At 69.9% G+C, this 26350-nt stretch carries 24 protein-coding genes; 16 read left to right on the top strand and 8 right to left on the bottom strand.

The annotated features are described in order from the left end of the window. Positions 1 to 181 precede the first annotated feature (181 nt). Both aceE and PV396_RS16175 read left to right on the top strand, forming a co-directional pair. On the top strand, positions 182 to 2914 hold the full coding sequence (gene aceE / locus PV396_RS16180) for a pyruvate dehydrogenase (acetyl-transferring), homodimeric type (RefSeq protein ID WP_319205141.1): 2733 nt from the start codon (positions 182 to 184) through the stop codon (positions 2912 to 2914). 144 nt (positions 2915 to 3058) lie between these two features. Next, the gene (locus tag PV396_RS16175; RefSeq protein WP_319205139.1) at positions 3059 to 3823 is read left to right on the top strand and encodes a potassium channel family protein; all 765 of its coding nucleotides are present in this window, start codon (positions 3059 to 3061) and stop codon (positions 3821 to 3823) included. Between the two features lie 65 nt (positions 3824 to 3888). Here PV396_RS16175 and PV396_RS16170 read toward each other — a convergent pair whose 3' ends face one another. Next, positions 3889 to 4203, bottom strand: coding sequence for a small hydrophobic protein (locus PV396_RS16170; protein WP_319205137.1), 315 nt, complete (start codon positions 4201 to 4203; stop codon positions 3889 to 3891). Between the two features lie 287 nt (positions 4204 to 4490). After that, positions 4491 to 6089 carry an MFS transporter gene (locus PV396_RS16165; protein ID WP_319205135.1) on the bottom strand — a complete coding sequence of 533 codons (1599 nt, stop codon included), beginning with the start codon at positions 6087 to 6089 and terminating at the stop codon, positions 4491 to 4493. A 117-nt stretch (positions 6090 to 6206) separates the two neighbouring features. Between PV396_RS16165 and PV396_RS16160 the strand changes: the two genes are divergently transcribed. The 3 genes from PV396_RS16160 (at position 6207) to PV396_RS16150 (ending at position 9145) form a co-directional block, all read left to right on the top strand. Next, the gene (locus tag PV396_RS16160) at positions 6207 to 6875 is read left to right on the top strand and encodes a TetR family transcriptional regulator (protein ID WP_319205133.1); all 669 of its coding nucleotides are present in this window, start codon (positions 6207 to 6209) and stop codon (positions 6873 to 6875) included. 112 nt (positions 6876 to 6987) lie between these two features. After that, positions 6988 to 8232 (top strand): alpha/beta hydrolase, encoded by a 1245-nt coding sequence (locus tag PV396_RS16155; RefSeq protein ID WP_319205131.1) that lies wholly within the window; start codon positions 6988 to 6990, stop codon positions 8230 to 8232. A 67-nt stretch (positions 8233 to 8299) separates the two neighbouring features. Further along, positions 8300 to 9145, top strand: coding sequence for a DUF4429 domain-containing protein (locus tag PV396_RS16150; protein WP_319205129.1), 846 nt, complete (start codon positions 8300 to 8302; stop codon positions 9143 to 9145). A gap of 109 nt (positions 9146 to 9254) precedes the next feature. Here PV396_RS16150 and PV396_RS16145 read toward each other — a convergent pair whose 3' ends face one another. Then, positions 9255 to 10277, bottom strand: coding sequence for an aldo/keto reductase (locus PV396_RS16145; protein ID WP_319205127.1), 1023 nt, complete (start codon positions 10275 to 10277; stop codon positions 9255 to 9257). After that, positions 10274 to 10780, bottom strand: coding sequence for a MerR family transcriptional regulator (locus PV396_RS16140; protein WP_319205125.1), 507 nt, complete (start codon positions 10778 to 10780; stop codon positions 10274 to 10276). The genes PV396_RS16145 and PV396_RS16140 overlap by 4 nt, the downstream gene beginning before the upstream one ends. A 95-nt stretch (positions 10781 to 10875) precedes the next feature. Here PV396_RS16140 and PV396_RS16135 point away from each other — a divergent pair, with 95 nt between their 5' ends. Then, the gene (locus tag PV396_RS16135; protein ID WP_319205123.1) at positions 10876 to 11346 is read left to right on the top strand and encodes a GNAT family N-acetyltransferase; all 471 of its coding nucleotides are present in this window, start codon (positions 10876 to 10878) and stop codon (positions 11344 to 11346) included. Between the two features lie 19 nt (positions 11347 to 11365). Further along, complete coding sequence (locus PV396_RS16130) at positions 11366 to 12187, top strand: serine hydrolase domain-containing protein (RefSeq protein ID WP_319205121.1); 822 nt, start codon at positions 11366 to 11368, stop codon at positions 12185 to 12187. Between the two features lie 131 nt (positions 12188 to 12318). Here the strand turns inward: PV396_RS16130 and PV396_RS16125 are convergent, their stop codons facing one another. Beyond that, positions 12319 to 12969 (bottom strand): pirin family protein, encoded by a 651-nt coding sequence (locus PV396_RS16125; RefSeq protein ID WP_319205119.1) that lies wholly within the window; start codon positions 12967 to 12969, stop codon positions 12319 to 12321. Between the two features lie 60 nt (positions 12970 to 13029). Here PV396_RS16125 and PV396_RS16120 point away from each other — a divergent pair, with 60 nt between their 5' ends. The 5 genes from PV396_RS16120 to fabF all read left to right on the top strand — a co-directional run bounded on the left by PV396_RS16120 (position 13030) and on the right by fabF (position 18001). Further along, positions 13030 to 14235: a helix-turn-helix domain-containing protein gene (locus tag PV396_RS16120; protein ID WP_319205117.1), complete on the top strand. Its 1206-nt coding sequence runs from the start codon at positions 13030 to 13032 to the stop codon at positions 14233 to 14235. An 89-nt stretch (positions 14236 to 14324) separates the two neighbouring features. Further along, the gene (locus PV396_RS16115) at positions 14325 to 15275 is read left to right on the top strand and encodes an ACP S-malonyltransferase (RefSeq protein WP_319205115.1); all 951 of its coding nucleotides are present in this window, start codon (positions 14325 to 14327) and stop codon (positions 15273 to 15275) included. A 15-nt stretch (positions 15276 to 15290) separates the two neighbouring features. Next, a complete protein-coding gene (locus PV396_RS16110; protein WP_319205113.1) occupies positions 15291 to 16286 on the top strand; it encodes a ketoacyl-ACP synthase III in 996 nt (331 codons plus the stop codon). Positions 16287 to 16368: 82 nt separating this feature from the next. Then, positions 16369 to 16617, top strand: coding sequence for an acyl carrier protein (locus tag PV396_RS16105; protein ID WP_053744781.1), 249 nt, complete (start codon positions 16369 to 16371; stop codon positions 16615 to 16617). Between the two features lie 112 nt (positions 16618 to 16729). Continuing rightward, positions 16730 to 18001, top strand: a complete 1272-nt coding sequence (fabF, locus tag PV396_RS16100) for a beta-ketoacyl-ACP synthase II (protein WP_319205110.1) — start codon at positions 16730 to 16732, stop codon at positions 17999 to 18001. Positions 18002 to 18111: 110 nt separating this feature from the next. Here the strand turns inward: fabF and PV396_RS16095 are convergent, their stop codons facing one another. Next, positions 18112 to 18606, bottom strand: coding sequence for a DUF3145 domain-containing protein (locus tag PV396_RS16095; protein ID WP_006374635.1), 495 nt, complete (start codon positions 18604 to 18606; stop codon positions 18112 to 18114). Positions 18607 to 18877: 271 nt separating this feature from the next. On the opposite strand from PV396_RS16095, the gene PV396_RS16090 reads away from it, so the two are divergent. Together PV396_RS16090 and PV396_RS16085 are read left to right on the top strand one after the other, a co-directional pair. Then, on the top strand, positions 18878 to 19780 hold the full coding sequence (locus PV396_RS16090) for an SGNH/GDSL hydrolase family protein (RefSeq protein ID WP_319205108.1): 903 nt from the start codon (positions 18878 to 18880) through the stop codon (positions 19778 to 19780). 10 nt (positions 19781 to 19790) lie between these two features. Then, positions 19791 to 20777 carry an aldose epimerase family protein gene (locus tag PV396_RS16085; protein WP_319205106.1) on the top strand — a complete coding sequence of 329 codons (987 nt, stop codon included), beginning with the start codon at positions 19791 to 19793 and terminating at the stop codon, positions 20775 to 20777. A 104-nt stretch (positions 20778 to 20881) separates the two neighbouring features. On the opposite strand, the gene PV396_RS16080 is transcribed toward PV396_RS16085, so the two are convergent. Beyond that, positions 20882 to 23362, bottom strand: a complete 2481-nt coding sequence (locus PV396_RS16080) for a beta-glucosidase (RefSeq protein ID WP_319205104.1) — start codon at positions 23360 to 23362, stop codon at positions 20882 to 20884. 117 nt (positions 23363 to 23479) lie between these two features. Between PV396_RS16080 and PV396_RS16075 the strand changes: the two genes are divergently transcribed. Continuing rightward, positions 23480 to 24070: a TetR/AcrR family transcriptional regulator gene (locus PV396_RS16075; RefSeq protein WP_416071407.1), complete on the top strand. Its 591-nt coding sequence runs from the start codon at positions 23480 to 23482 to the stop codon at positions 24068 to 24070. Between the two features lie 90 nt (positions 24071 to 24160). After that, complete coding sequence (locus PV396_RS16070) at positions 24161 to 25483, top strand: pyroglutamyl peptidase (protein ID WP_319205559.1); 1323 nt, start codon at positions 24161 to 24163, stop codon at positions 25481 to 25483. Here the strand turns inward: PV396_RS16070 and PV396_RS16065 are convergent. Further along, the gene (locus tag PV396_RS16065; protein WP_319205102.1) at positions 25456 to 26265 is read right to left on the bottom strand and encodes an EI24 domain-containing protein; all 810 of its coding nucleotides are present in this window, start codon (positions 26263 to 26265) and stop codon (positions 25456 to 25458) included. The two genes, PV396_RS16070 and PV396_RS16065, sit on opposite strands and share 28 nt — an antisense overlap. Positions 26266 to 26350 lie beyond the last annotated feature (85 nt).

Genomic DNA, 26350 nt, shown 5'->3' with positions numbered 1-26350 from the left:
GGACTGGGCGTATCGTTGCGATTTGGCTGCGACCACCCGCCGAGCGCCTCCACCGGGGGCTACCTCCGAGTAGAGGTGACGTACCCGGCCTCGGGGTACACGATGGGGCCAGTGCATTCGCAGCCCCGGGACAGGCCCACAGCGTGCCCCGGATCAAGCCCTCCGAGAGCGAAGGAACAGCGTGGCTTCCGGATCAGATCGCAACCCGATCATCATTGGCGGCCTTCCGAGTCAGGTTCCTGACTTCGATCCCGAAGAAACCCAGGAGTGGCTCGACTCCCTCGACGCCGCTGTTGACGAGCGCGGCCGGGAGCGAGCCCGCTATCTGATGCTGCGGCTGATCGAGCGGGCCCGCGAGAAGCGCGTGGCCGTGCCCGAGATGCGGAGCACGGACTACGTCAACACGATCGCGACGAAGGACGAGCCCTTCTTCCCCGGCAACGAGGAGATCGAGCGCCGCATCCTCAACGCGACCCGCTGGAACGCGGCCGTGATGGTCTCGCGCGCCCAGCGGCCCGGGATCGGCGTCGGCGGCCACATCGCGACCTTCGCCTCCTCCGCCTCCCTCTACGACGTGGGCTTCAACCACTTCTTCCGGGGCAAGGACGAGGGCGACGGCGGCGACCAGATCTTCTTCCAGGGCCATGCCTCCCCCGGTATCTACGCCCGCGCGTTCCTCCTCGACCGGCTCAGCGAGCAGCAGCTCGACGCGTTCCGCCAGGAGAAGTCGAAGGCGCCGTACGGGCTGTCCTCGTACCCGCACCCGCGGCTGATGCCCGACTTCTGGGAGTTCCCGACCGTCTCGATGGGCCTCGGCCCGCTCGGCGCGATCTTCCAGGCGCGGATGAACCGCTACATGGAGGCGCGCGGAATCGCGGACACCTCCAAGTCACACGTGTGGGCGTTCCTCGGTGACGGCGAGATGGACGAGCCGGAGTCGCTCGGCCAGCTGTCGATCGCCGCGCGCGAGGGCCTCGACAACCTGACCTTCGTCGTCAACTGCAACCTCCAGCGGCTCGACGGCCCGGTGCGCGGCAACGGCAAGATCATCCAGGAGCTGGAGTCGCAGTTCCGGGGCGCCGGCTGGAACGTCGTCAAGCTGGTCTGGGACCGCAGCTGGGACCCGCTGCTCGCGCAGGACCGGGACGGCGTGCTCGTCAACAAGATGAACACGACGCCCGACGGGCAGTTCCAGACGTACGCCACCGAGACCGGTTCGTACATCCGCGACCACTTCTTCGGGGACGACACGCGGCTGCGCGCGATGGTCGAGGGCATGACCGACGACCAGGTGCTGCACCTGGGGCGCGGTGGCCACGACCACCGGAAGATCTTCGCGGCGTTCGCGGCGGCCAAGGCGCACAAGGGCCAGCCGACGGTCATCCTCGCCAAGACCGTCAAGGGCTGGACGCTGGGACCCAACTTCGAGGGCCGCAACGCCACGCACCAGATGAAGAAGCTGACGGTCGCCGACCTCAAGGGCTTCCGCGACCGGCTGCACCTGCCGATCTCCGACAAGGAGCTGGAGAGCGGCGCGCCGCCGTACTACCACCCGGGCCGGAACTCGGAAGAGATCCAGTACATGCACGACCGCCGCAACTCGCTCGGCGGTTACGTCCCGACCCGCGTCGTCCGCGCGAAACCGCTGACGCTGCCGCCGGAGAAGACGTACGCGAGTGTGAAGAAGGGTTCGGGTCAGCAGTCGATCGCCACGACCATGGCGTTCGTGCGGCTGCTCAAGGACCTCATGCGGGACAAGGAAATCGGCAAGCGTTTCGTGCTGATCGCGCCGGACGAGTACCGCACGTTCGGCATGGACTCGTTCTTCCCGAGCGCGAAGATCTACAACCCGCTCGGCCAGCAGTACGAGTCGGTCGACCGTGAGCTGCTCCTCGCGTACAAGGAGTCGCCGACCGGTCAGATGCTGCACGACGGCATCTCGGAGGCGGGCTGCACCGCCTCGCTGATCGCGGCGGGTTCGGCGTACGCGACGCATGGCGAGCCGCTCATCCCGGTCTACGTCTTCTACTCGATGTTCGGTTTCCAGCGCACCGGCGACCAGTTCTGGCAGATGGCCGACCAGTTGGCGCGCGGTTTCGTCCTGGGCGCGACCGCCGGCCGTACGACTCTGACCGGTGAGGGTCTCCAGCACGCCGACGGCCACTCGCAGCTGCTCGCCTCGACGAACCCGGGCTGTGTGGCGTACGACCCGGCGTACTCGTACGAGATCGCGCACATCGTGCAGGACGGTCTGCGTCGGATGTACGGCCCCGACAGTGAGGACGTCTTCTACTACCTCACCGTCTACAACGAGCCGATCCAGCACCCGGCCGAGCCCGAGAACGTCGATGTCGACGGCATCCTCAAGGGCATCCACCGGGTGGGCGCGGGCACCGCGGGCTCCATCCCGGCGCAGGTCATCGCGTCCGGTGTCGCCGTGCCGTGGGCGCTGGAGGCGCAGCGGATCCTCGCCGAGGAGTGGAACGTCAAGGCGGACGTCTGGTCGGCGACCTCCTGGAACGAGCTGCGGCGCGAGGCGGTCGCGGTGGAGCAGCACAATCTGCTGCACCCCGAGGAGGAGCAGCGCGTCCCCTATGTCACGCGGAAGCTGAGCGGCGCCGAGGGTCCGTTCGTGGCCGTGTCCGACTGGATGCGGTCGGTTCCGGACCAGATCTCGCGTTGGGTGCCGGGGACGTACCAGTCGCTGGGTGCGGACGGGTTCGGCTTCGCGGACACGCGGGGTGCGGCCCGGCGTCACTTCCACATCGACGCGCAGTCGATCGTGGTGGCGGTGCTGACGGAGCTGGCGAAGGAGGGGAAGGTGGACCGGTCGGTGCTGAAGCAGGCGATCGATCGGTATCAGTTGCTCGATGTGGCTTCGGCGGATCCTGGAGCGGCTGGCGGCGACGCATAGCGCTCCGCTTTCTGGGCTGAGCCGGTAACGCCGGTTCGTTGTCCGCAGGTGCGTTGTGGCTTGTCGCGCAGTTCCCCGCGCCCCTATAGGAGCGCCCCTTCGGGGCGTCCTATAGGGGCGCTTCCGCGTCCTACGATGCTGGGCATGAACGAACAGTCGGCGCAGGCTCGTTGGGAGCGGCATACTCAGCGGCCGCTGATGGCGCTTGCGGTCGTGTTCACCGTTGCCTATGCGGTGCCGATCGTGGACAACCCCGCGAGCCGGTCGGTTTCGGTCGCGTGCACGGTCGCGGAGTGGACGGTGTGGGGGGCGTTCGCGGTCGACTATCTCGTCCGGATCGCGCTCGCCGACCGGCGCCTGGAGTACGTGCGGAGGCACTGGCTGGACCTGTTCGCCGTGCTGCTCCCGTTGCTCCAGCCGCTGCGGCTGCTGCGGGTCGTCTCCACCCTGCTGCTGGTCGGCCGGCGGGCTCAGATGGCGTCCCAGGTGCGGCTGACGACGTATGTCGGCGGGGCTGTGGTGGGGCTGCTGATGTTCGGTTCGCTGGCCGTGCTGTCGGTGGAACGCGCGTCGCCGGAGGGGAACATCCGAACGCTGGATGACGCCTTGTGGTGGTCGTTCACCACGATGACGACCGTGGGGTACGGGGACCACGCGCCGACGACCGGAGTGGGCCGGATGCTCGCGGTCGGGCTGATGCTGTCCGGGATCGCGCTGCTCGGTCTCGTCACCGCGAACATCGCCGCCTGGTTCATCTCCCGGTTCGAGATGGACGACGTGGAGGAGAGGCGCCAGACGGCGGCCATCGCGACGCTGACCGACGAGGTGCGGGCGCTCCGGGCGGAGGTTGCCGCCCTGACCGGCACCAGGGGCGCGCGGGAGCGGGTGGGTGAGGAGCAGCCCCAGTAGGGGCTGTCAGTGATCAGCAGGGGCTGGTCCTCACTCCTCACGGGCGCTCGGGCAGCGGGCCGCCGTCAGAAGAAGCCGGGCGTCGGGCCCGTGGTGTTCGCCAGCCAGATGATGGCCAGGAGGGTGTCGATCGCGCCCAGGACCACGGCCACCAGGGGCGGTATCGGGCGCGGGCCCCGCCAGGTGCGGCCCATCGCCAGCCAGCCGCAGACGATGGCCACGGGGCCCAGGACGATGCCGAGGACGAAGAAGCCCGCCACGGCGCAGATGAGCCCGATGATTCCCAGCGTCGCGCTGTCCGGGGCCGAGCGCTGCCAGGTCCTGCCGCCGCGTGAGCCGGGGTGCCTGCGGGTGGGGTGCTGCCGTCCGAAGGCCGCCATTTTCATCAACTCCCTGGAACTTGTCAGTAGTTCGGGGTCGATGGGCGGGTACCCCCGCTGTGGGGTTCTAGCCTCCCGGCTCTTCGGCAGGCCCGCCGGCGCGCTGTCCCCCTCCGGCAGCGCGCCGCGGCCCGGCCGTCCTCCCAGGTCGTAACGACCATGCCGTGCGGAGGACTTGACTAACTGTGACCTCTCCCGAGGACCGAAGGGGAGGAATCTTTAGCGGAGTCACCCTGATGAGCGAACCTCACCGGGATGGCCATAGATATATGCGCGATATATGCGCCTCAGATGTGCGCCGCGCCCGCTCCCGCCTCCGCGTTCTCGCCGCGCTTCGTCAGCAGCGCGACCACGATGGCGACCACGGCCACGCCGGCCGCGACGAGACAGGCCAGGCTCATACCGGAGATGAACGTGTCGTGGGCGACCTTCGTGATCTGGGCGACGACCGTCTCCGGCGTGCCCTTCGCCACCGGCGGCACCCCGACCTGGACCGCTTCCGAGGCCTGGGCCTGCTGCTCCGGGGTGAGCTTCGGGAGCCCCGCGGCCGTCCAGTTGCCCGGGAGGTCGTTGTCGACCTTGGAGGCCATGACCGCGCCCAGGACCGCCGTACCGAGGCTGCCGCCGATCTGCATCGCCGCCTGCTGGAGGCCGCCGGCGACACCGGAGAGCTCCATCGGGGCGTTGCCGACGATGACCTCCGTCGCGCCGACCATCACCGGGGCGAGGCCGAGGCCGAGCAGGGCGAACCAGAGCGACATGATGCCGCTGCCGGTGTCCGTCTCCAGCGTGGACATCCCGAACATGGCGACCGCGACACAGGCCATACCACCCGCGAGCGGGATACGGGGACCCGTCTTGCTGATCATCGCGCCGGCCAGGGGCGAACCGACGATCATCATCCCGGTGAGCGGGAGCAGATGCAGGCCCGCGTCGATCGGGCTCATGCCGTGCACGTTCTGCAGGTAGAAGGTGACGAAGAAAAGGCCGCCCATGAAGGCGATGGCCATCAGGACCATCAGCACCACACCCGCCGAGAGCGGGACCGACCGGAACAGGTTGAGCGGGATCAGCGGTTCCTTGACCCGCTGCTCCCAGCGGGCGAAGCGCATGAAGCCCACCACCGACACCGCCAGGAACAGCCACGTCTTGCTGTCGCCCCAGCCCCATTCCGGGGCCTTGATGAGCGCCCACACCAGGCAGAACATCGCGCCGGAGAGCAGGGCGATACCGAGGAGGTCGAAGGAGCGCGGGGCGTTCTCGGCACGGTGGTCGACCAGGATGACCAGACCGATGACCAGGGCCAGGACACCCACCGGCACGTTGATGAAGAACACCGACTGCCAGCTCACGTGCTCGACCAGCAGCCCGCCGAGGATCGGGCCGCCCGCGGTGGACGCGCCGATGACCATGCCCCAGATACCGATGGCCATGTTCAGCTTCTCGGCGGGGAAGGTGGCCCGCAGCAGACCCAGCGCGGCCGGCATCAGCAGCGCGCCGAACAGCCCCTGGAACACCCGGAAGGTGACGACCAGGGCGATACTGCTGGACAGGCCGATGGCCGCCGACGAGGCGGCGAAGCCGACGATGCCGACGAGGAAGGTCTGCCGGTGTCCGAACCGGTCCCCGAGCTTGCCCGCGGTGATCAGGGTGACCGCGAGCGCGAGGAAGTAGCCGTTGGTGATCCACTGGACCTGCGCGAAACTCGCACCCAGGTCCTTCTGGATGGCCGGGTTGGCGATGGCCACGATGGTGCCGTCCAGGGCCACCATCATGACCCCGACCGCCACGGATATCAGGGTCAGCCATGGATGGCCGCGCAGCCCCTTGGCAGGCGTGGGGTCCGAGGGGGAGACAGATGTCTCGACGGTGGTCTGACTAGTCATACGTTCGAGGCTAGTGACAGCCGCTGACAATTGACAAACCAGTTCACAAGTCGGTAACTGACACGCCACTCACCGAAAAGACGAATGAACAGCGAAGAGCGAAGAGGCCTGATCGTCATGAGCGCTGCCGAAACCGAGGCGGGTCCGGCGTCGGCCCCCGGCCTGCGCGAGCGCAAGAAGCAGCGCACCCGGGACGCCCTGGTGCGCGCCGCCCTCACCCTGTTCACCAGCAACGGGTACGAGCACACGACCGTCGACGAGATCGCCGAGGCCGTCGAGGTCTCGCAGCGCACCTTCTTCCGCTACTTCGCCGGCAAGGAGGACGCCGCCTTCGCCGTGCAGCGCATCGCGGAGGCGCACTTCATCGAGGCCCTCCGCGCACGCCCGCCGCACGAGGCACCGCTGGAGGCGCTGCGCCAGGCCGTACTGGAGGGCTGGCACACGATCAACGAGGCCGTGGAGTCCGTCGTACCGGCGGAGTTGCAGATGCGTATGTACTACGTGATCGAGTCGACGCCGGCGCTGCTCGCCGCGCACATGCGCCGTTCCGCCGAGACGGAGGACGCGGTGGCGCGGCTGATCGCCGAGCGTGAGGGCGTCGACGTGGACGGCGATCTCCGGCCGCGAGTCGTGGTGGCTCTGTTCAGCGGGCTGATGCGGCTGACGGAACGGCGGTGGGGCGCGGGCTCGGACATGAGCGTGACGGCGATGCGCGAGCTCACCAGCACGTACCTCGACGCGATGGGACCGGCGCTGGCGGGGAACTGGCGCGCGGAGCGGCCGTGACGCCGCGTACGGGCGTGCGCACGGAGTGGCGTACCCAGCGTCGGTTATCGAAACGTGATCCGCGTCACTCAGCTAACGCGAGACCCTCTCGTTCTCCTAGTGTGTCCTTTCAGTGACTTCCTTCGACACCTCTCCCCAACTGAACGTCTGGCGCGCACTGCTCGCGCTGGCCGTGGTCTTCGTGATGCTCGCGACGACCGGCTGGACCGCGGTCCGCAGCCATCGCACGCCCTCGCCGCTCCAGGCGTCGCTCTCCGCGTGGGAGCACGGACGGCTGGGCGGCCACGCGCTGCCCGACCCGGACGAGACGCCGTACCGGCTGGGCCGGTTCTTCGCCTCGCTCACCGACCGCCAGCGCGACCGGCTCGTCCGGCGCTACCCGTTGGCGGTCGGCAACATGAACGGCGCGCCCGTCTCCTTGCGCTACCGCGCCAACCGCGTCGCGCTGCACACGGCACGCGAGACCGAACGCGTACGCATCCACGACAACCGGCTCTCGCCCGTCGGCCAGCACGAGGCCGAGCGCCGGATGGACCGCTACGACTCGCTCCTCGAGCCCGGCCGCCAGATCCTCGCCTTCGACCCCGAGGGCTCGGGCCGGGTCGCCGAAGTCTTCGGCGACCTCGACAAGGCGCAGCGCGTCTCGGTCGTGGTCCCCGGCGTCGACACCGACGTCCTCACCTTCCAGCGGACCAACCGCAAGTACTCGGCACCCGTCGGCATGGCCTCGGCGCTGTACCGCGCGGAGTGGGAGACGAGCCCCACGACCCGTACGGCTGTGATCGCCTGGGCCGACTACACCGCGCCCAACGGGGTCGGCATGGACGCGGCGACGGCGATGCGCGCCAACTCCGGCGCGCTGCGGCTGAACGCGCTGGTGCGCGCGCTGCCCGGCCGGGCACCGGTCGCGCTGTACTGCCACAGCTACGGCTCGGTGCTGTGCGGGGTCGCCGCGCACGCGCTGCCGCGCCGGGTGACCGACATCGCGGTGGCCGGCAGCCCCGGCATGCGGGTCGAGAACTCCGCCGGGCTGCACACCTCTGCCCGGGTCTGGGCGATGCGGGACGCCGACGACTGGATCCAGGATGTGCCGTATCTGGAGGTCGGCGGGCTCGGACACGGCGCCGATCCGGTGTCGTCGGCGTTCGGCGCCCGTGTGCTGTCCGCGCGGGGCGCACAGGGGCACGGCGGCTATTTCGAGCCGGGTACGGAGAGTCTGGACAACTTCGCGGAGATCGGCGTCGGCGCGTACGACGCCGTTCGGTGCGCTCAGCAGGATCAGAAGGATCAGCGGGACCGCAAGGATGACGCGTGTCTGAAGGGTTTGTCCGACGGGGCGATGGCCGGACGCGCGTAGAGGACGCAGAAATCACGGTGTGCCCGGGGAGGGGACTATGAAGCTCGCGCCGCATACGATGAGCCGCATGGGTGACGTACTGGCCGGATTTCATGCCGCCTGGGAGTTCGAGTCCGACTCCGTGCTCATCCGCTTCGAACGGGGTATTCGCACGCCGAAGCTGTTCCAGGCGCTCGGCGAACGTCGTATCCCCCTGGAGGCGATCGCGGGCGTGACGCTGACACCGGGCAAGCGCGGGACGGTGGTCCTGCGTGCCGAACCCCGGCCCGGCGCCGACCCGTTGATGGAGGCGGCCGACGGTCAGCTGAAGGAGAACTGCGATCCGTACCGGCTGGTGCTGCCGGCCGAGCGGGAGACGCTCGCCGAGTACTACGCGGACGAACTGCGGGCCCAGCTGACCGAGCAGGGTCCTGCTGAAAGGTTTTTGGTGGCCGCGCCCGAGGTGCCGCGGGCCTTCAAGGCGTACGACGCGAAGGCGTCCTTCGACGGGCGTGCCGTGTCCTTCCGGTGGTTCTGGACGGGCGCGTCGTCGGCGAAGTGGAAGGCGGGCGACCAGACGTTTCCGGTCGCCGACCTCAGTGGGGTGGAGTGGCGGTCGCCCGAGGTGTTCGAGGGGCATCTGCGGTTGCTGAGGCGTACCGATTCCTCTGTGACGCCGGTCGACCAGGATCCCGCCTCGGTGGTGTTCGGGCTGGGGTACGGGCCGGTGCACGAGTCGTTGCCGTTCGCGGCGGCGGTGCTCTCGGCGGTTCGCTCCGCGGGTGGGGCGGGGGTTGTGCAGGTTGGTTCGGGGCGGCGTGATCCTGGGGATGTGGCTGAACGGATCCGGCATCTGGGGGAGTTGCACTCTGCCGGGTTGGTCACCGATGAGGAGTTCTCGGTGAAGAAGGCTGAGTTGTTGGCGGAGTTGTAGCGCCTATGGGGGGGCGGGTTCGGTGCGTTCGCGGGTGCGTGTTGTGTGTGGCTTGTCGCGCAGTTCCCCGCGCCCCTGAAAACGCCCCCCCGTTTTCAGGGGACCGTTCTTACTCCCTGCCTGCTGATGCGAAGCGCATGTCTGGGTAGCGGGGGCCTGCCACCTTTGCCGCTATCGGGGCCAGGGATGCCAGTTCCTCCTCCGTCAGGGTGATGGTTGTCGCTGTCGTGTTCTCCTCGATCCTGGAGCGCTTGCGGGTGCCCGGGATCGGGATGACCGGGAGGTTGTGGATCGTGGTCTGTTGTTGGACCCAGGCCAGGGCGATCTGGCCCAGGGACGCGCCGTGGGCCTCGGCGACCGCCCTGATGGGGGCCAGCAGGGCCGCGTTCGTCGTGGCGTTCTCGCCGGTGAAGCGGGGCTGGGTGCGGCGGTAGTCGTCCTCGGTCAGGTCCTGGTCGGCGTTGGTGAAGGAGCCCGTCAGGAAGCCCCGGCCGAGCGGGGAGTACGGGACCAGGGTGACGCCCAGTTCACGGGCCGCCGGGACCACGCCCGCCTCGATGTCCCGGCTGAACAGGGACCACTCCGACTGGACGGCCGCGATCGGGTGCACGGCCTGGGCCGCCCGCAGCTCCGGGCCCGTGACCTCGCTCAGGCCCAGCTGCTTGACCTTGCCGTCGCGGACCAGGTCGGCCATCACGCCGACGGTCTCCTCGATGGGGATGTTCACGTCACGCCGGTGCATGTAGTAGAGGTCGATGACGTCCAGGTCGAGGTTCTTGAGGCTGGCCTCGATGGCCTGGCGGATGTAGGGCGGGTCGTTGCGGACGACCCTGGGGCCCGAAGTGCCCGCCGGCATCGACAGGGCGAACTTCGTCGCGACGACCACCTCGTCACGGTGGGCCTTGAAGAACGGGGACAGGAAACGTTCGTTCTCGCCTGCGCCGTAGGCGTCCGCCGTGTCGTAGAGGGTCACGCCGAGTTCGAGGGCGCGTTCGAGGGTGGCACGGGCCTCGTCGGCGTCCGTGGGGCCGTACGCGATGCTCATGCCCATACAGCCGAGGCCCTGCACGCCGACCCGGGGGCCGTCGGTGCCCAGCGGGGCGGTGCCGAGCCTGCTGTCGTCGTTCGTCATCGAACCCTCTCCATCTGGCGAACGTCCCGGACGAGACCGGCGTCGAGGTCGGTGTCCGCGTTCGCGTAGAAACTGATTTTCCGGTCGAGTACCGCGAGCGTGTCCTGGAGTTCGGCGATCCGGTCCAGGACGGCCCTGCGGGTCGATTCGAGCAGCTCGAAGCGCTCGCCGTACGTGTGGTCGCCCTCGCGCACGAGTTCGGCGTACCGCACCATGTCCGCGACCGGCATACCGGTGAGCCGGAGCTTGCCGACGAGGTCGAGCCAGTCGAGGTCGCGGTTGCTGTAACGGCGCTGGCCGGTGTGCGAGCGGTCGATGTGCGGCATCAGCCCGATGCGCTCGTACCAGCGCAGGGTGTGCGCGGTCAGTCCGGTGAAGAGGACGACCTCGCTGATCGTGTAGCGGTCCGCTCCGTCCGGGCGCCGGTCGGGCTGCCGCGGGCCCGCGCAAGTGTTGGCGGGGGCTGTGGGGGTGGGGGTGTCCGTGGTCTCCAGCACCGTCATGACCCCCACGCTAAAACCCTGGAGTGCACTCCAAGCAAGCGGATCCCGCGATATTGCGGAGACTTGGCCGGTCCGGGCTCATTACCGTACGGATCATGACTCTCGTACGCCGTGCCACCCCCGCGGATGCCGGGGAACTGCTGCGACTGCGCCAGGTGATGATCGACTCGATGCCCGGGGCGAACACCGACGCCGACTGGCAGTCCGCGTCCCTGTCGACCGTGACCGCGAGGCTCGCCGAGCCGGCCGACGGCTTCGCCGCGTTCGTCGTCGACCATCCGGAGCGGCCCGGGTCGCTGGCCACGCTGGTCGTGGGGACCGTCGAGTACCGGATCGGGCGCGCGGGCAATCCGCACGGGCGGATCGGGTACGTGTTCAGCGTCGCCACCGATCCGGACGCGCGCCGCCGGGGGTACGCGCGGGCCTGTATGGAGGCGCTGGTGGACTGGTTCCGGGAGGAGGGCGTCGGTCAGATCGATCTCACCGCGTCCCCGGACGCGGTGCCGCTGTACGCGTCGCTGGGCTTCGTGCGGCAACCGGACCCCTTGATGCGGCTGCGGTTCTGAAGCTTTTAAGCTCGACGGCATGTCGTTGAAGAGCCTCGCGCTGATCGAGAACTGGCCCGTGCCCACCGCCGCCGCGGCCGTCGTACGGGCGGACGGTGTGGTGCTCGGCGCCCACGGCCGGCTCGACCACCGGTTCGCGCTCGCCTCCGTCACCAAGCCGATCGCGGCGTACGCCGCCCTCGTCGCGTACGAGGAGGGCGCCGTCGAACTCGACGAGCCGGCCGGGCCGCCCGGATCGACGGTCCGCCACCTCCTCGCGCACACCTCCGGGCTCGCCTTCGACGAACACCGGGTGGCGGCTCCGCCCGGGGAGCGGCGGCTGTACTCCAACGCCGGGTTCGAGGTGCTGGGGGATCACGTCGCGAAGGCGACGGAGATGCCGTTCGCGGAGTACGCGCGGCAGGCGGTGCTGGAGCCGCTGGGGATGACGGCCACGGAGGTGGAGGGGTCGCCGGCGAAGGACGGGGTGTCGACGGTCGGTGATCTGGTGCGGTTCGCGGCGGAGGTGCAGGCGCCTCGGCTGCTGGATCCGCGGACGGTCGCTGAGGCGATGAGCGTTCAGTATCCGGGGAGGAAGGGGGTCCTTCCGGGGTACGGGCATCAGAACCCCAATGACTGGGGGCTGGGGTTCGAGATCCGGGGGGTGAAGTCGCCGCACTGGACGGGGAGTTTGTCTTCGCCGGGGACCTTTGGGCACTTTGGGCAGGCTGGGACGTTTCTGTGGGTCGATCCGGCGGCCGGGGTGGCGTGTGTCGCGCTGGCGGATCGGGCGTTCGGGGCGTGGGCGGTGGAGGTCTGGCCGGGGTTCACGGATGCGGTGCTGGCGGAGGTGCGGGGCTGAGGTTGGGGTTTTTCCTCGCCCCCGCCGCCCCTACCCGTCCCTCCCCCAGAGGGGGGACCCACCCCCACTGGGGGCTGCGCCCCCAGACCCCGCTTCGGCCTGAACGGCCTCGTCCTCAAACGCCGGACGGGCTAAAAGAACTCCCATACGAGCAGCTCTGTTTGCGTTGTCGCTGTTGCTTCCAGGTTTGTCGGTGCCGTGATGCGGGCCGCGTCTCCCTGGGTCAGTTTTTCGGGGCCCAGGAGGACCTCGCCGCGTACTACGTGGACGTATACGAAGGGTGCGTCCGGCAGGGCCGTGCGTTCGCCTGCCCGCAGGCGGCGTATGTGGAGGAGGGTGGCTGCCTCCGGGATCGCGTACGGGGTCTGGTCGGCGATTCCTCGGACCGTTTCGTAGGACGGGGTGCCGCCGGGGGTGAGGGGGGCCAGCCAGGTCTGGATGAAGGTCAGGGGGGTCGAACCCTCGTTGCGCTCCACGTGGCGTACTCCCGCCGCCGCGCTCAGGCGTTGCACGTCCCCGGGGTGCACCACCGTCTCGTGGCCCGTCGAGTCGCGATGGGTCAGTTCCCCCTCCGTCACCCACGTCACGATCTCGGTGTGGCTGTGCGGGTGTTCGTCGAAGCCGGTGCCGGGCTCGAGGCGTTCCTCGTTGCAGGCGATCATCGCGCCGAAGCGCAGGTTGTCCGGGTCGTAGTGGGGGCCGAAGGAGAAGGCGTGCCAGGATTCGATACCGGCTGCCGGGTCGCCCCCTGGATAGCGCTCGTCCGCGCGCCGTACGTCCATCACTCCCCCACCGTAGACCCGGCGCCGCACGCTCCCGTCCCGATAAGGCAGTCTTGTTCCGTGCCCGAACCCGAATCCCACCGCCCCGCACCCGCCGCACGTCCCGAGCATCCGCACCCGGGGACCCTGAAGCGGCTGGAGAAGTCGTCCGGGAGTCTCGCCGCGCAGGCGATCACGCGCATGGACGAGACGCTGTCGTGGTACCGGGCGATGCCCCCGGAGAACCGTTCCTGGATCGGGCTGGTCGCCCAGGCCGGTATCGCCGCCTTTACCGAGTGGTTTCGGCATCCTGATGCTCCGCAGGCCATCTCCACCGATGTCTTCGGTACCGCTCCCCGCGAGCTGACCAGGGCGATCACCCTGCGCCAGACCGTCGAGATGGTCCGTACGACCATCGAGGTCATGGAGAGCGCCATCGACGAGGTGGCCGCTCCCGGTGACGAGTCCATGCTCCGTGAGGCGCTGCTCGTCTACGCCCGCGAGATCGCCTTCGCCACCGCGCAGGTGTACGCCCAGGCCGCCGAGGCACGGGGTGCCTGGGACGCCCGGCTGGAGTCGCTCGTCGTCAACGCCGTGCTGAGTGGTGAGGCCGACGAGGGGGCTGTCTCGCGGGCCGCCGCGCTCGGCTGGAATTCGCCCGAGCATGTGTGCGTACTGCTGGGCACCGCGCCCGACGGTGACAGCGAGTTGACCGTCGAGGCGATCCGGCGGGCCGCCCGGCACGCCAAGTTGCAGGTGCTGACCGGTGTGCTGGGTGATCGGCTCGTCGTCATCGCGGGCGGCAGCGACAACCCGATCGCCGTCGCCAAGGCGCTGATCGGGCCTTATGCCGCCGGGCCCGTGGTCGCGGGGCCGGTCGTGCCCGATCTGCTCGCCGCCACCCGGTCCGCGCAGGCCGCCGCCGCCGGACTGAAGGCATGTTCGGCCTGGCAGGACGCACCGCGGCCGGTGCTGGCCGACGATCTCCTGCCGGAACGCGCGATCGCCGGTGACCCGGGGGCGCGCGACCAGTTGGTGGAGGAGATCTACAGACCGCTGGAGGAGGCGGGGTCCGCGCTTCTGGAGACCCTCGCCGTCTATCTCGAACAGGCGAGCAGTCTGGAGGGCGCGGCGCGCATGCTCTTCGTTCACCCGAACACCGTGCGCTACCGGCTTCGACGTGTGACTGACGTCACCGGATGGTCACCTTCAGATGTACGATCCGCATTCACACTGCGGATCGCGTTGATCCTGGGGCGTCTGGCCGATGGGGATCATCAGCCCTAGGGTTTTGTCGGGGGCCTACAAAACCCCCTGCTGTTCTTCGTCCTTGTCCCCACGGGCGGCCGTGCCCGTACCCAAGAGAGAGTGTGAGAGTGCTCGTACTCGTCGCTCCCGGCCAAGGCGCCCAGACGCCCGGCTTCCTGACTCCATGGCTCGAACTGCCCGGTGCCGCCGAGCGCGTCGCCGCGTGGTCCGACGCCATCGGGCTCGACCTCGTCCACTACGGCACCGAGGCCGACGCCGACGCGATCCGTGACACAGCTGTCGCCCAGCCGCTGCTCGTCGCGGCCGGGATACTGTCCGCCTCGGCACTCGGTGCCATGGGCGGAGACCTCGTACCCGGCGCCGTCGCGGGTCACAGCGTCGGTGAGATCACCGCCGCCGCCTTCGCGGGCGTACTCGACGACATGGCCGCCCTGACCCTCGTACGCAAGCGCGGTCTGGCCATGGCCGAGGCCGCCGCCGTCACGAAGACCGGTATGGCGGCGCTCCTCGGTGGTGACCCCGAGGTGAGCGTGGCGCATCTGGAGAAGCTCGGGCTGACTCCGGCGAACATGAACGGTGCCGGGCAGATCGTCGCCGCGGGCACGGCCGAGCAGATCGACGCCCTGGTCGAGGACGCGCCCGAAGGGGTGCGCAAGGTCGTCAAACTGCAGGTGGCCGGCGCCTTCCACACCCACCACATGGCTCCGGCGGTGGACAGCCTCGCTGCGGCCGCCGCTTCGCTGACACCCGGCGACCCGAAGGTCACGTACGTCTCGAACAAGGACGGACAGACGGTCGCGGACGGCTCCGAGGTGCTCGCCCGGCTCGTCGGGCAGGTCGCCAACCCGGTGCGCTGGGACCTGTGCATGGAGACGTTCAAGACGCTCGGCGTGACCGCGTTCATCGAGGTGTGCCCGGGTGGCACCCTCACCGGTCTCGCCAAGCGCGCGCTGCCCGGCGTGAAGGCGCTGGCCCTGAAGACCCCCGCCGACCTCGACGCCGCTCGTGAGCTCATCGCCGCGTCATCGACCGCTGCCGCCGACGCGGCGGGCGCCTGAAAGGAGCCCCGAGCAATGTCGAAGATCAAGCCCAGTAAGGGTGCCCCGTACGCGCGCATCCTGGGCGTGGGCGGATACCGGCCGGTCAGGGTCGTGCCGAACGAGGTGATCCTGGAGACGATCGACTCGTCCGACGAGTGGATCCGCTCCCGCTCCGGCATCGAGACCCGGCACTGGGCCTCCGACGAGGAGACGGTCGCCGCGATGTCCGTGGAGGCGTCCGGCAAGGCGATCGCGGACGCGGGGATCACCGCCGAGCAGATCGGTGGCGTGGTCGTCGCCACCGTCTCGCACTTCAAGCAGACCCCGGCCGTGGCCACCGAGATCGCCGACAAGCTCGGCACCGCCAAGGCCGCCGCGTTCGACATCTCGGCCGGCTGCGCGGGCTTCGGCTACGGTCTGACCCTGGCCAAGGGCATGATCGTCGACGGTTCGGCGGAGTACGTGCTTGTCGTCGGCGTCGAGCGGCTGTCCGACCTGACCGACCTGGAGGACCGGGCGACCGCCTTCCTCTTCGGTGACGGCGCGGGCGCGGTCGTCGTGGGCCCCTCCGAGGAACCGCACATCGGTCCGACGGTTTGGGGGTCCGAGGGCGACAAGTCGGACACCATCAAGCAGACCGTACCGTGGAACGAGTACGACAGTTCCGGCAAGTTTCCTGCGATCACGCAGGAGGGCCAGGCGGTGTTCCGCTGGGCCGTGTTCGAGATGGCGAAGGTCGCTCAGCAGGCGCTGGACGCGGCCGGGATCACCCCGGACGACCTGGACGTCTTCATCCCCCACCAGGCCAACGAGCGGATCATCGACTCGATGGTGAAGACACTGAAACTGCCGGAGCACATCACGGTCGCACGCGACGTGCGCACCACCGGCAACACGTCGGCAGCCTCGATCCCGCTCGCGATGGAGCGGCTCCTGGCGACCGGCGAGGCGAAGAGCGGCGACACCGCGCTCGTCATCGGCTTCGGGGCGGGTCTCGTGTACGCCGCGACGGTCGTTACCCTCCCCTAGGCACCCGTACCGGATCTTCGGAACCGGAACGGGGACAACTGCCAACCCTCTCTGGATAGATACACAAGAAGGAGCGCCTGCCATGGCCGCCACTCAGGAAGAGATCGTCGCCGGTCTCGCCGACATCGTCAACGAGATCGCCGGCATCCCGGTTGAGGACGTCCAGCTGGACAAGTCCTTCACCGACGACCTGGACGTCGACTCGCTGTCCATGGTCGAGGTCGTCGTCGCCGCCGAAGAGCGCTTCGACGTCAAGATCCCCGACGAGGACGTCAAGAACCTCAAGACGGTCGGCGACGCCACCGAGTACATCCTCAAGAACCAGGACTGATCGCGGGGACCGGCCCCCGGGCCGGTCCCTCAGCCCCGCCACCCGGCGGTGGCGCCGTTCTCCCCGCCTGTGCGGGGGTTGTCCTCCCGTATCCGTTGGAGAAGGAATTCCCGTGAGCCCGACCAATCGCACCGTGGTCGTCACCGGTATCGGCGCAACCACACCGCTGGGTGGTGACGCGGCCTCTACCTGGGAGGGTCTGGTCGCCGGCAAGTCCGGTGTCCGTGCCCTGGAGCAGGAGTGGGCGGCCGAGCAGGCCGTTCGCATCGCCGCGCAGATCGCCGTTGAACCGTCCGAGATCATCCCCCGCCCGCAGGCCCGCCGACTGGACAGGTCGGCGCAGTTCGCGCTGATCGCCGCCAAGGAGGCGTGGGCCGACGCGGGCTTCACCGACCGGGCGGGCGAGGGCGACAACGACGCCGTCGACCCCGACCGGCTCGGCGCCGTCATCGCCTCCGGCATCGGCGGAGTCACGACTCTGCTCGACCAGTACGACGTGATGAAGGAGAAGGGCGTACGCCGCGTCTCCCCGCACACCGTCCCGATGCTGATGCCCAACAGCCCCTCCGCCAACGTGGGCCTGCTCGTCGGCGCCCGCGCCGGTGTGCACACCCCGGTCTCCGCCTGCGCGTCGGGCGCCGAGGCCATCGGCTACGCCATCGAGATGATCCGTACCGGCCGTGCCGACGTCGTCATCGCGGGTGGCACGGAGGCGGCGATCCACCCGCTGCCCATCGCCGCGTTCGGCAACATGATGGCGATGTCCAAGAACAACGAGAACCCGCAGGCGGCGTCCCGTCCCTACGACACGGGCCGCGACGGCTTCGTGATGGGTGAGGGTTCCGGTGTGGTCGTCCTGGAGTCCGCCGAGCACGCCGCCGCGCGCGGTGCGCGGGTCTACGCGGAGGCGGTCGGCCAGGGCATCTCGGCCGACGCCCACGACATCGTGCAGCCGGAGCCGGAAGGCCGCGGGATCTCCGCGGCACTGCGGAACCTGTTGGCCGCGACCGACCTCGACCCGGCGGAGATCGTGCATGTGAACGCGCACGCGACGTCGACGCCCGCGGGTGATGTGGCCGAACTGAAGGCGCTGCGCAATGTGTTCGGCGAGGATGTCGACCACATGGCTGTGTCCGCGACCAAGTCCATGACCGGGCATCTGCTCGGGGGGGCCGGTGGGGTGGAGACGGTCGCGACCGTGCTGGCGCTTTATCACCGGGTGGCTCCGCCGACGATCAATGTCGACGAGCTCGATCCTGAGGCTGACGCGGACATTGTTCGTGGTGAGGCTCGGAAGCTGCCTGTGGATGGGCGGATCGCCGCGCTCAACGACTCCTTCGGGTTTGGTGGGCACAACGTGGTGCTGGCGTTCAGGTCTGTGTGATTCACCTGAATGTGGCCCGGACTCCTTGTTGGAGTCCGGGCCACTTTCGTTGTTTGTCGGCCGTCGCGCCGGTGGGGGCTTGTCGCGCAGTTCCCCGCGCCCCTAAAAGCTCACACGACCTGGTGGAGCCATCTCACCGGGGCGCCTTCCCCCGCGTACCTGAAGGGTTCGAGTTCGTCGTCCCAAGGTTTGCCCAGAAGTTTGGCCAGTTCGGCCTCCAGGTCCGTCTCGCCTCGCTGGGAGCGGGTGAGGGCGGCGCGGAGGCGGTCCTCGGGGATGAGGATGTCGCCGTGGATGCCGGTGACCGCGTGGTAGATGCCGAGGTCGGGGGTGCAGCTGTAGCGCTCGCCCTCGGCGGTGGCGCAGGGTTCCGCGGTGACCTCGAAGCGCAGCAACTGCCAGCCGCGCAGGGCCGACGCGAGCTTGGAGGCGGTGCCGACCTGGCCCTTCCAGGAGAACTCGGAGCGCCAGGTGCCGGGTGCGGCGGGCTGGCGGATCCAGTCGAGGCTGACGCGCGTGCCGAGGACTCCGGCGACGGCCCACTCGACGTGCGGGCACAGCGCGCGCGGCGCGGAGTGCACGTACAGAACTCCACGTGTCGTCACTGCAACCTCCGGACAGAGCGGGACATCTTGCGAACTGGCTGAGCGGCGGTGGCGGACTGCCCCGTTGATGGCGAGGCTACCGTGCGGCGGCGCAAGGAGTGTGACGTACCGTCGGTCCCGATGCCATGAAACGCCCGCCATTCACCCAGGGGGACGCTTGTACGGGTGTGCGACGTTGCAGTGTGTGGGGCATTAGTTGTTTTCGGTTCGGGAACTTTCGTGCGTTGTTATGTGCGAGGGCCATTGAACGCCGACCGAGGGGACCCGAAGGATGCGGAAACGAAGCCACCGTTCGCGGACCGTCGCCGCCGTGGTGTCGGCTGCCCTGCTGGGTGTCGCCGGGTGTGACGCGGCCGGTGGCGCGTCCCCGGCGCCGGACGGTACGCGGGCGAAGGCGAAGCCGTCGGCCCCTCCGGCGCCCGTCTGGGACAGCAGCCCCGCATCCATGGTCGCGGTGGGCGACTCCATCACCCGCGGTTTCGACGCCTGCTCGGTGCTGTCCGACTGCCCCGAGGTGTCCTGGGCGACGGGCAGCGACAAGCAGGTCAACAGTCTGGCCTTACGGCTGCTGGGGACCACCGGGGCCGCCCGGCGGAGCTGGAACTACGCCGTCAGCGGCTCCCGGATGGCCGATCTGCCCGCCCAGATGACGAAGGCCGCCGCCCGCAAGCCCGCGCTGGTGACGGTGATGGCGGGCGCCAACGACGCGTGCCGGCCGTCGGTCGCGGAGATGACGTCGGTGGCGGACTTCCGGTCGTCGTTCGAGAGGTCGCTGCGCACCCTGCGTACGGCGTCGCCCAGGAGTCAGGTGTACGTGACGAGCGTGCCCGATCTGAAGCGGCTCTGGTCGCAGGGGCGGACCAATGTGATGGGCAAGGCGGTGTGGAAGCTGGGGATCTGTCAGTCGATGCTGGCCGATCCGGACGCGGTCGACTCGGTGGCGACCGCGCGGCGCGACGAGGTGCAGGGACGGGTGGAGGCGTACAACTCGGTGCTGAAGGAGGTGTGCGCCACCGACCGGCTGTGCCGGTTCGACGGGGGCGCGGTCTTCGACTACGACTTCGGGACGCGGCAGTTGAGCCCCTGGGACTGGTTCCATCCGAGCCGGAACGGGCAGGCGCAGCTGGCGGAGATCGCCTACCGCGGTATCACCGGCAGGAAAGCCGTGACCTAGGGTTTTCCGCATGGCCCACAGATACGAACTCTTCGGCACACTTTCCGACGGCACACCCGTCCACCGCTGGACGCTGGAGCGGGCCGGGGTCCGGGTGGGGGTGCTGACGTACGGCGGGATCGTGCAGTCGGTCGAGGTGCCGGACCGGGACCGGCGGCTCGTGGACGTCGTGCTGGGGTTCGCGGACCTGGCCGGTTATCTGGCGCACCCGGAGCCGTACTTCGGGGCGCTGGTGGGCCGGTACGCGAACCGCATCGCCGGCGCCTCCTTCCCCCTGGACGGGCGGACGTACGAGCTGGCGCGGAACAACGCGCCCAACTCCCTGCACGGCGGCACCCACGGTTTCGACAAGCGGGTGTGGGACGCGGAGCCCGTCGAGAACGGGGTGCGGCTGTCCCGGGTCAGCCCGGACGGCGAGGAGGGGTTCCCGGGGCGGCTGGCGGTTTCGGCGACGTACACGCTGGACGCGGACGGGGCGCTGCGGATCGCGTACGAGGCGGTCACGGACGCGCCGACGGTGATCAACCTGACGAACCACACCTACTGGAACCTGTCGGGGCATGCCTCCGGCACCGCGTCCCTGCACGAACTGCGCATGGACGCCTCGCGGTACACCCCGGTCGACGCGGACCGGATCCCGACGGGCATGGAGCCGGTGACGGGCACCCGCTTCGACTTCCGCAAGGAGCGGGAGGTGGGCGCCTGGTACGACCACAACTTCGTCCTCGACAAAGGACGGACGGCCGACGCGGTGGAGGTCGCCGAGCTGTACGACCCGGCCTCGGGGCGTTTCCTGACCGTGGCGACGACCGAGCCGGGCCTGCAGCTCTACACCGCCGACCATCTGGGCGAGCCGTTCGGACCGCGGCGCGGCATCGCCCTGGAGACGCAGCACTTTCCCGACTCGCCGAACCGGCCCGAGTTCCCGAGCACGGAACTGCGGCCGGGTGAGACGTTCCGCTCGGAGACGGTGTTCGGGTTCGGCGTGCGGGACTGAGTCGCGACCGAGTTCGGTGTGCGGGGTCCGTACAGGGCTGACGAACCCCGGCCCGGGGGTCAGGTCCCGGGCCGGGGCCGGCTGGTGGGGCGGACTGCCCTCGGTCAGACCGTAATGGGCGCGGTGAGCCTGCGGTCGGTGATCGAGCGGCCCACCTGGATTTCGTACGAACCCTTCACAAGGGTCCACGTGCCCGTGGACTCGTCCCAGATCTCGAAGGCGCGGCGCGGGAGTTCGAGGACCAGTTCGGCCGTCTCGCCCGGCCCGGCCTCGATTCCGGTGAAGGCGGCCAGCCAGCGGGCGGGGCGGTCGGGGGCCGGGGACTGCTGGGAGGCCGGTGCGAGGTACGCCTGTACGACCTCGCGGCCGGGGCGCGTGCCCGTGTTGGTGACCCGGACGGTGAGTGTCACGCCGTCCGCCGGGCTCCCCTCCGCCTGGACCGTCTCGTACGTCCAGTCGGTGTAGCCGAGGCCGTGGCCGAAGGGGTACGAGGGGGTCCTGCCCTCCTTCTCCCAGGCCCGGTAACCGATGAACACGTCCTCGGTGTACGGGAGTTCACCGTCGGCCGGGGTTACCTGGGTGACCGGGGCGTCGGTGAGCGTGCCCCAGGTGGTGGGGAGCCGGCCGCCGGGTTCCCGCGCGCCGGTGAGGACGTCGGCCAGGGCCGCGCCGCCCTCCTGGCCGGGGAACCAGGTCAGCAGCACGGCGGCGACTTCGTCGCGCCAGGGCAGTTCCACCGGGGAGCCGGCGTTGACGATCACGACGGTGTTCGGGTTGGCGGCGGCGACCGCGCGGACCAGGTCGTCCTGGTGGCCGGGGAGTTGGAGGTCGGCGCGGTCGAAGCCCTCGGATTCGACGCGTTCGGTGGTGGCGACCACGACGACGGCGGTGTCGGCGGCGCGGGCGGCCTCGACGGCCTCGGCGATCAGCTCGTCGGGGTCGCGCTGCGGTTCCTGGTGGCACAGGCTGAAGCCGATGGCGGTCATCGGGGCGTCGTCGGGGAAGGTGACGCCGTAGGTGAGGGACACCTCGACCGGCGTGTCCGCGGTGAGGGCGACCTCGGCGCGGGGCTCGGGGTCGCCGAAGAACGAGATGAAGGGGTCGTCGCTGTCGGTGGCCTGGACGTCGTCGTAGTACGTGGTGCCGTCGACGGTGAGGGTGAAGGCGCCGAGGCCCTTGATGCCGAAGGTGTGCCGACCGGTGTCGCGCGGGGTGAAGGTGCCGGTGAGTTGGACCGTGTGGAGCCGGTCGTGGGTGACCCCGTCGGGGAGGTCCGAGCCCATCCAGTTGATCTGGCCGCTGGGCGCGGAGCCGGTGCCGATGACCGTGCCGGTGGCGTCGCGGCAGACGGCGCGCAGGACGAACCCCTTGTCGGCGATGGCGAGTTCGGTGTTGGGGTCGGCTCCCACGGTGTAGGTGAGGGTGCCCTCGGGGAGGGCGGCGGTGAGGCCGTCCAGCGGGGAGACCACGCGGGCCGGGAAGACGGTGGCGGAGCCGCCGCCGAGGACTCGGGCGTCGCGGGCGGCGGCTCCGATGAGGGCGACCGTGCGGCCTTCGGGCAGCGGGAGGGCGCCCTCGTTGCGGACCAGGACGAAGGAGCGGTGGGCGATCTCGCGGGCCAGGGCCTCGCCGTCCACCGGGGCGGGGAGGTCGGCGGGGGCGACCGCGGGTTCGGCGCCCTCCAGGATGCCGACGCGGGCGGCGAGGCGCAGGACGTTGCGCACGGCGCCGTCGACGGTGGCCTCGGGGACGAGTCCGTCCCGTACGGCCTGGGCGAGGGGGGCGCCGTAGACCGTGCGGGGGCCGGGCATGGCGACGTCGAGGCCGCCGGTGATGGCGCCGGTGGTGGAGCGGGCGGCCATCCAGTCGGAGACGTTGTAGCCGTCGAAGCCCCATTCGCCGCGCAGGATCTCGTTGACCAGGTAGCGGTGCTCGCTCATCGTCGTGCCGTTGACCGTGTTGTAGGCGGTCATGATGCCCCAGGGGTGGGCGTTCTCGACGATGGCCTCGAAGGGCGCCAAATACAGCTCGCGCAGGGCGCGTTCGGAGACCAGGTTGTTCACGGTGAAGCGGTCGGTCTCGGCGTCGTTGGCGACGAAGTGCTTGACGGTGGTGCCGACACCCCCGGACTGGACGCCGCCGACATAGCCGGTGCCGATGCGGCCGGTGAGGTACGGGTCCTCGCTGTAGGCCTCGAAGTGCCGTCCGCCGAGCGGGGAGCGGTGCAGGTTGACGGTCGGGGCAAGGAGTACGTGGACGCCCTTGCGGCGGGCTTCCTGGGCGAGCAACACGCCTGCCCTGCGGGCGAGTTCGGGGTCCCAGGTGGCGGCGAGGGCGGTCGGGGAGGGCAGCGCGACGGAGGGGTCGTCAGCGGTCCAGCGGGTGCCGCGGACGCCGATCGGGCCGTCGGACATGACCAGGGACGGCAGTCCGATCTCGGGCAGCTCGGGCAGCGACCACATGTCCTGCCCGCCCAGCAGCCGGGCCTTGGCGTCCAGATCGAGCTTGGCGAGAGCCGCCTCGACGGCCGCCTCACGGGCCTTGTCCGCCGATGTCGGTCCGCTGTCCGGGATTCTGGCCGCCATGGTGCCTCCTCGCTGAGTCCGGGTGTCCCCCACATCCTGCACGCGTTACCTGTAGATCGGTAGGTTTCGTTACGTTGCCGTTATTTATGAGGTGGGTGCATACCGTACGGTGACGGCATGGCGACCAGAGCGAGGACCGAGGAGCGGCGCGCCGCGATCATCCGGGCCGCCCTGGACGTGATCGCCGAGCGCGGCTACCGGGGCACGAGCCTGGCCGCGGTGGCGGAGCGGGTCGGGCTGACCCAGCAGGGGCTGTTGCACCACTTCCCCACGAAGGACGCGCTGCTGGTCGCGGTGCTCAGGGAGCGGGACCAGTGGGACGCGATGCCGGACTCCCGGTGGCGGGTCGATCTGCTGGCCTCGCTCGTCGAGTACAACGCCATGCGGCCCGGGATCATCCAGACCTTCTCGGCGCTGCTAGGCGAGAGCGTCACCGAGGGGCACCCGGCGCGTGACTTCTTCACCGGGCGGTACACCGACGTCCGTACGACCATGGCGGCGGCCCTGCGGACCGAGTACGGGGACCGGCTCCCGAGCGGTCTCACCCCCGAGCGGGCCGCTCCCCTGGTCGTGGCGGTGATGGACGGGCTCCAGTACCAGTGGCTGCTGGATCCGGAGGCGGTGGACATGCCGGCCGCGTTCCGGGACTTCCTCACGCTGCTGGGCGGCGAGGACGACTCCAGGAACGGCTCGGGCGGTATGGCGTAGACCACTTCCGTCACGCGATACTGCCGCCGTCGACAGCAGCTCACTGTCTGCTCCCCCACTGCGACGGAAGGCCGAACTCCCTTGAGTCAGCTGAGTTTTCCCCGTGTACGGGTCCGGATCGGCGTGCTCGGACTCGCCCTGCTGGCCGGGCTCGCGGCGCCCACCACCGCCTCGGCCGCCGACGCCCCGGCTGCTCCCACCGTCGAGGAGCAACGGCTCGACAGGGCGGCGCCGCAGGAGATCCTCCGGCGGTCCGGATTCGACGCGGTGGCGCCGGAGTTCGCGCGGGCGCTCGGCAAGGCGCGCTCATACGCGCGGGCCCGCGCGGTCGTCGTGGACCAGGGGGCCACGCTGTGGCAGCGGGCCGTCGACCGGGCGCAGGGGCGCGGGTCCGCCGGGGGTGATCTGAGCCGGGACGACGACCGGCCGCTGTACTGGGCGCGGCTCGCGTTGGTCCGTGAACTGCGGCTCTGGGAACCGTCGTTCGGGGTGAGCGACGAGCAACGTGCGGCGCTGCTGGGTGAGTTGGAGCGGAACTCGCGGGGGCAGACGGCGATCCGGTATCCGTGCGGCGGTGGGGTGTTGAAGCGGGTGCTGGTGACCGGGTTCGATCCGTTCACGCTGGACCGGGACGTCCGGATCTCCAATCCGTCCGGGGCCACCGCGCTCGCCCTCGACGGCACGGTGATCCAGACGGCGGAGGGACCGGCCAGGGTCGAGACCGCCGTTTTCCCGGTGCGCTGGCAGGACTTCGCTGGGGGCACCTCCCAGGCATTCGGCTCTGGGGGAAGGACGGTGGAGCGGACGCTGCGTCCGGTTCTGCCGAAGGTCGATCTCTTCGCCACCGTGAGTCAGGGGCGGGTCGGACGGTTCGACGTGGAGCGGACCAACGGGGCCTGGCGGGGCGGCTTCGCGGACAACGAGAACATCGGCGTGACCGGGACGGTCCCGGTCACCGACCCGGCCTCGCAGCCGCAGTGGACGTCAACGACCCTGCCGTACAAGGCGATTGTCGCCGCGAACACCGGACGTTTCCCCGTGTACGACAACACGGCAGTGACCGAGATACCGGTGGGCGGGACCGTTCCCGTCGTACGGGCCGACGGGCCCACCGCCGGGTCGACGGCACGGGCCGGGGGCGGCGGGGACTATCTCTCGAACGAGATCGCCTACCGGGCGACCCTGTTGCGCGACCGGCTGGGCCTGGGCGCCACGCTTCCCGGCGGGCATGTGCACACGCCCGTGCTGCAGTTCGGGACGGGCAACACCGACCCGGCGACCGGGGCCGTGACCGATCCCGAGTTCGTGCGGAACCGGCTGGACATCATCGCCCAGGTGCGGTCGATCCTGACCGTGGCGGTGGACGCGTCCAGTGACTCCTCCGGTCAGGGTGCCGGGGCCGACGTGTCCTGATCCTCGTGGTCCTCGGAGTCCCGCGAGGGCTCCCGGGTCTCCTCGCCGAGCAGGTCGCGGGCCATCATCGTGGCGCCCGCGACCGCGCCCGGCATCAGGAAGACGGCCACGAACGGCACCAGGAAGGCCAGCCCCAGCGGCGTACCGAAGCCCCACACGAGCAGCTTGCGGGAGCGCAACAGGGCGAGCCGTTCCCGGAGTTCGACCCGGCGCCGCTGCAGGGCGACTCCGGTCAGCTCCTCGGTGAGGAAGAAGCCGGTGACGACGAAGCCGATCACGGGTACGACGGTCTGCCCGACGAACGGGACGAAGCCGAGGGCGAAGAGGAGCAGCGCCCAGCACAGGGCCCGTACGAGGACCCGGATGCTGTCGCGGGCCGAGATCCACAGCTCCTTGTGCAGCGGCAGGCCCGACTCGGGGGCCGTGCCGTCGGGGGACACGTCCCGGTCGACCTTCTCGGAGAGGTTCTCGTAGAAGGGCTGGCCGACGAGGAGGGTCATCGCGGTGAAGGTGAGCACCGACAGGAGCAGGGCCAGGGCGAAGAGGAGGGCGGTGAGGAAGCCTCGGAAGAGGCCGAGCCAGGGGCTCGACCAGTCGTCGGCGAAGGGGGTGGCCCAGGTGGTGAGGTCGGTGCCGTAGAGGGCGAGGGCTGTGAGGGCGGCGAGGTAGAGGACGAGGGTGATGAGGCCGGGGAGCAGCCCGAATCCGTACTGCTTGCCGTGTCGGGCGACCCAGCGCTGGCCCTTCAGGAGGTAGCGGAAACCTGTCGCGAGATCGCTCATGGGGGAACTCTATCGGGCCTCTTCCGGCCCCCTCGACGTGCGCCATCCGGGGCATGCGGGGCGCCGAGACCCTCTTGTTGGCGTT

The organism is Streptomyces sp. ME02-8801-2C, from assembly GCF_033793965.1.
GTDB lineage: Bacteria > Actinomycetota > Actinomycetes > Streptomycetales > Streptomycetaceae > Streptomyces.
This window is presented reverse-complemented; position numbering and strand designations above follow the sequence as displayed.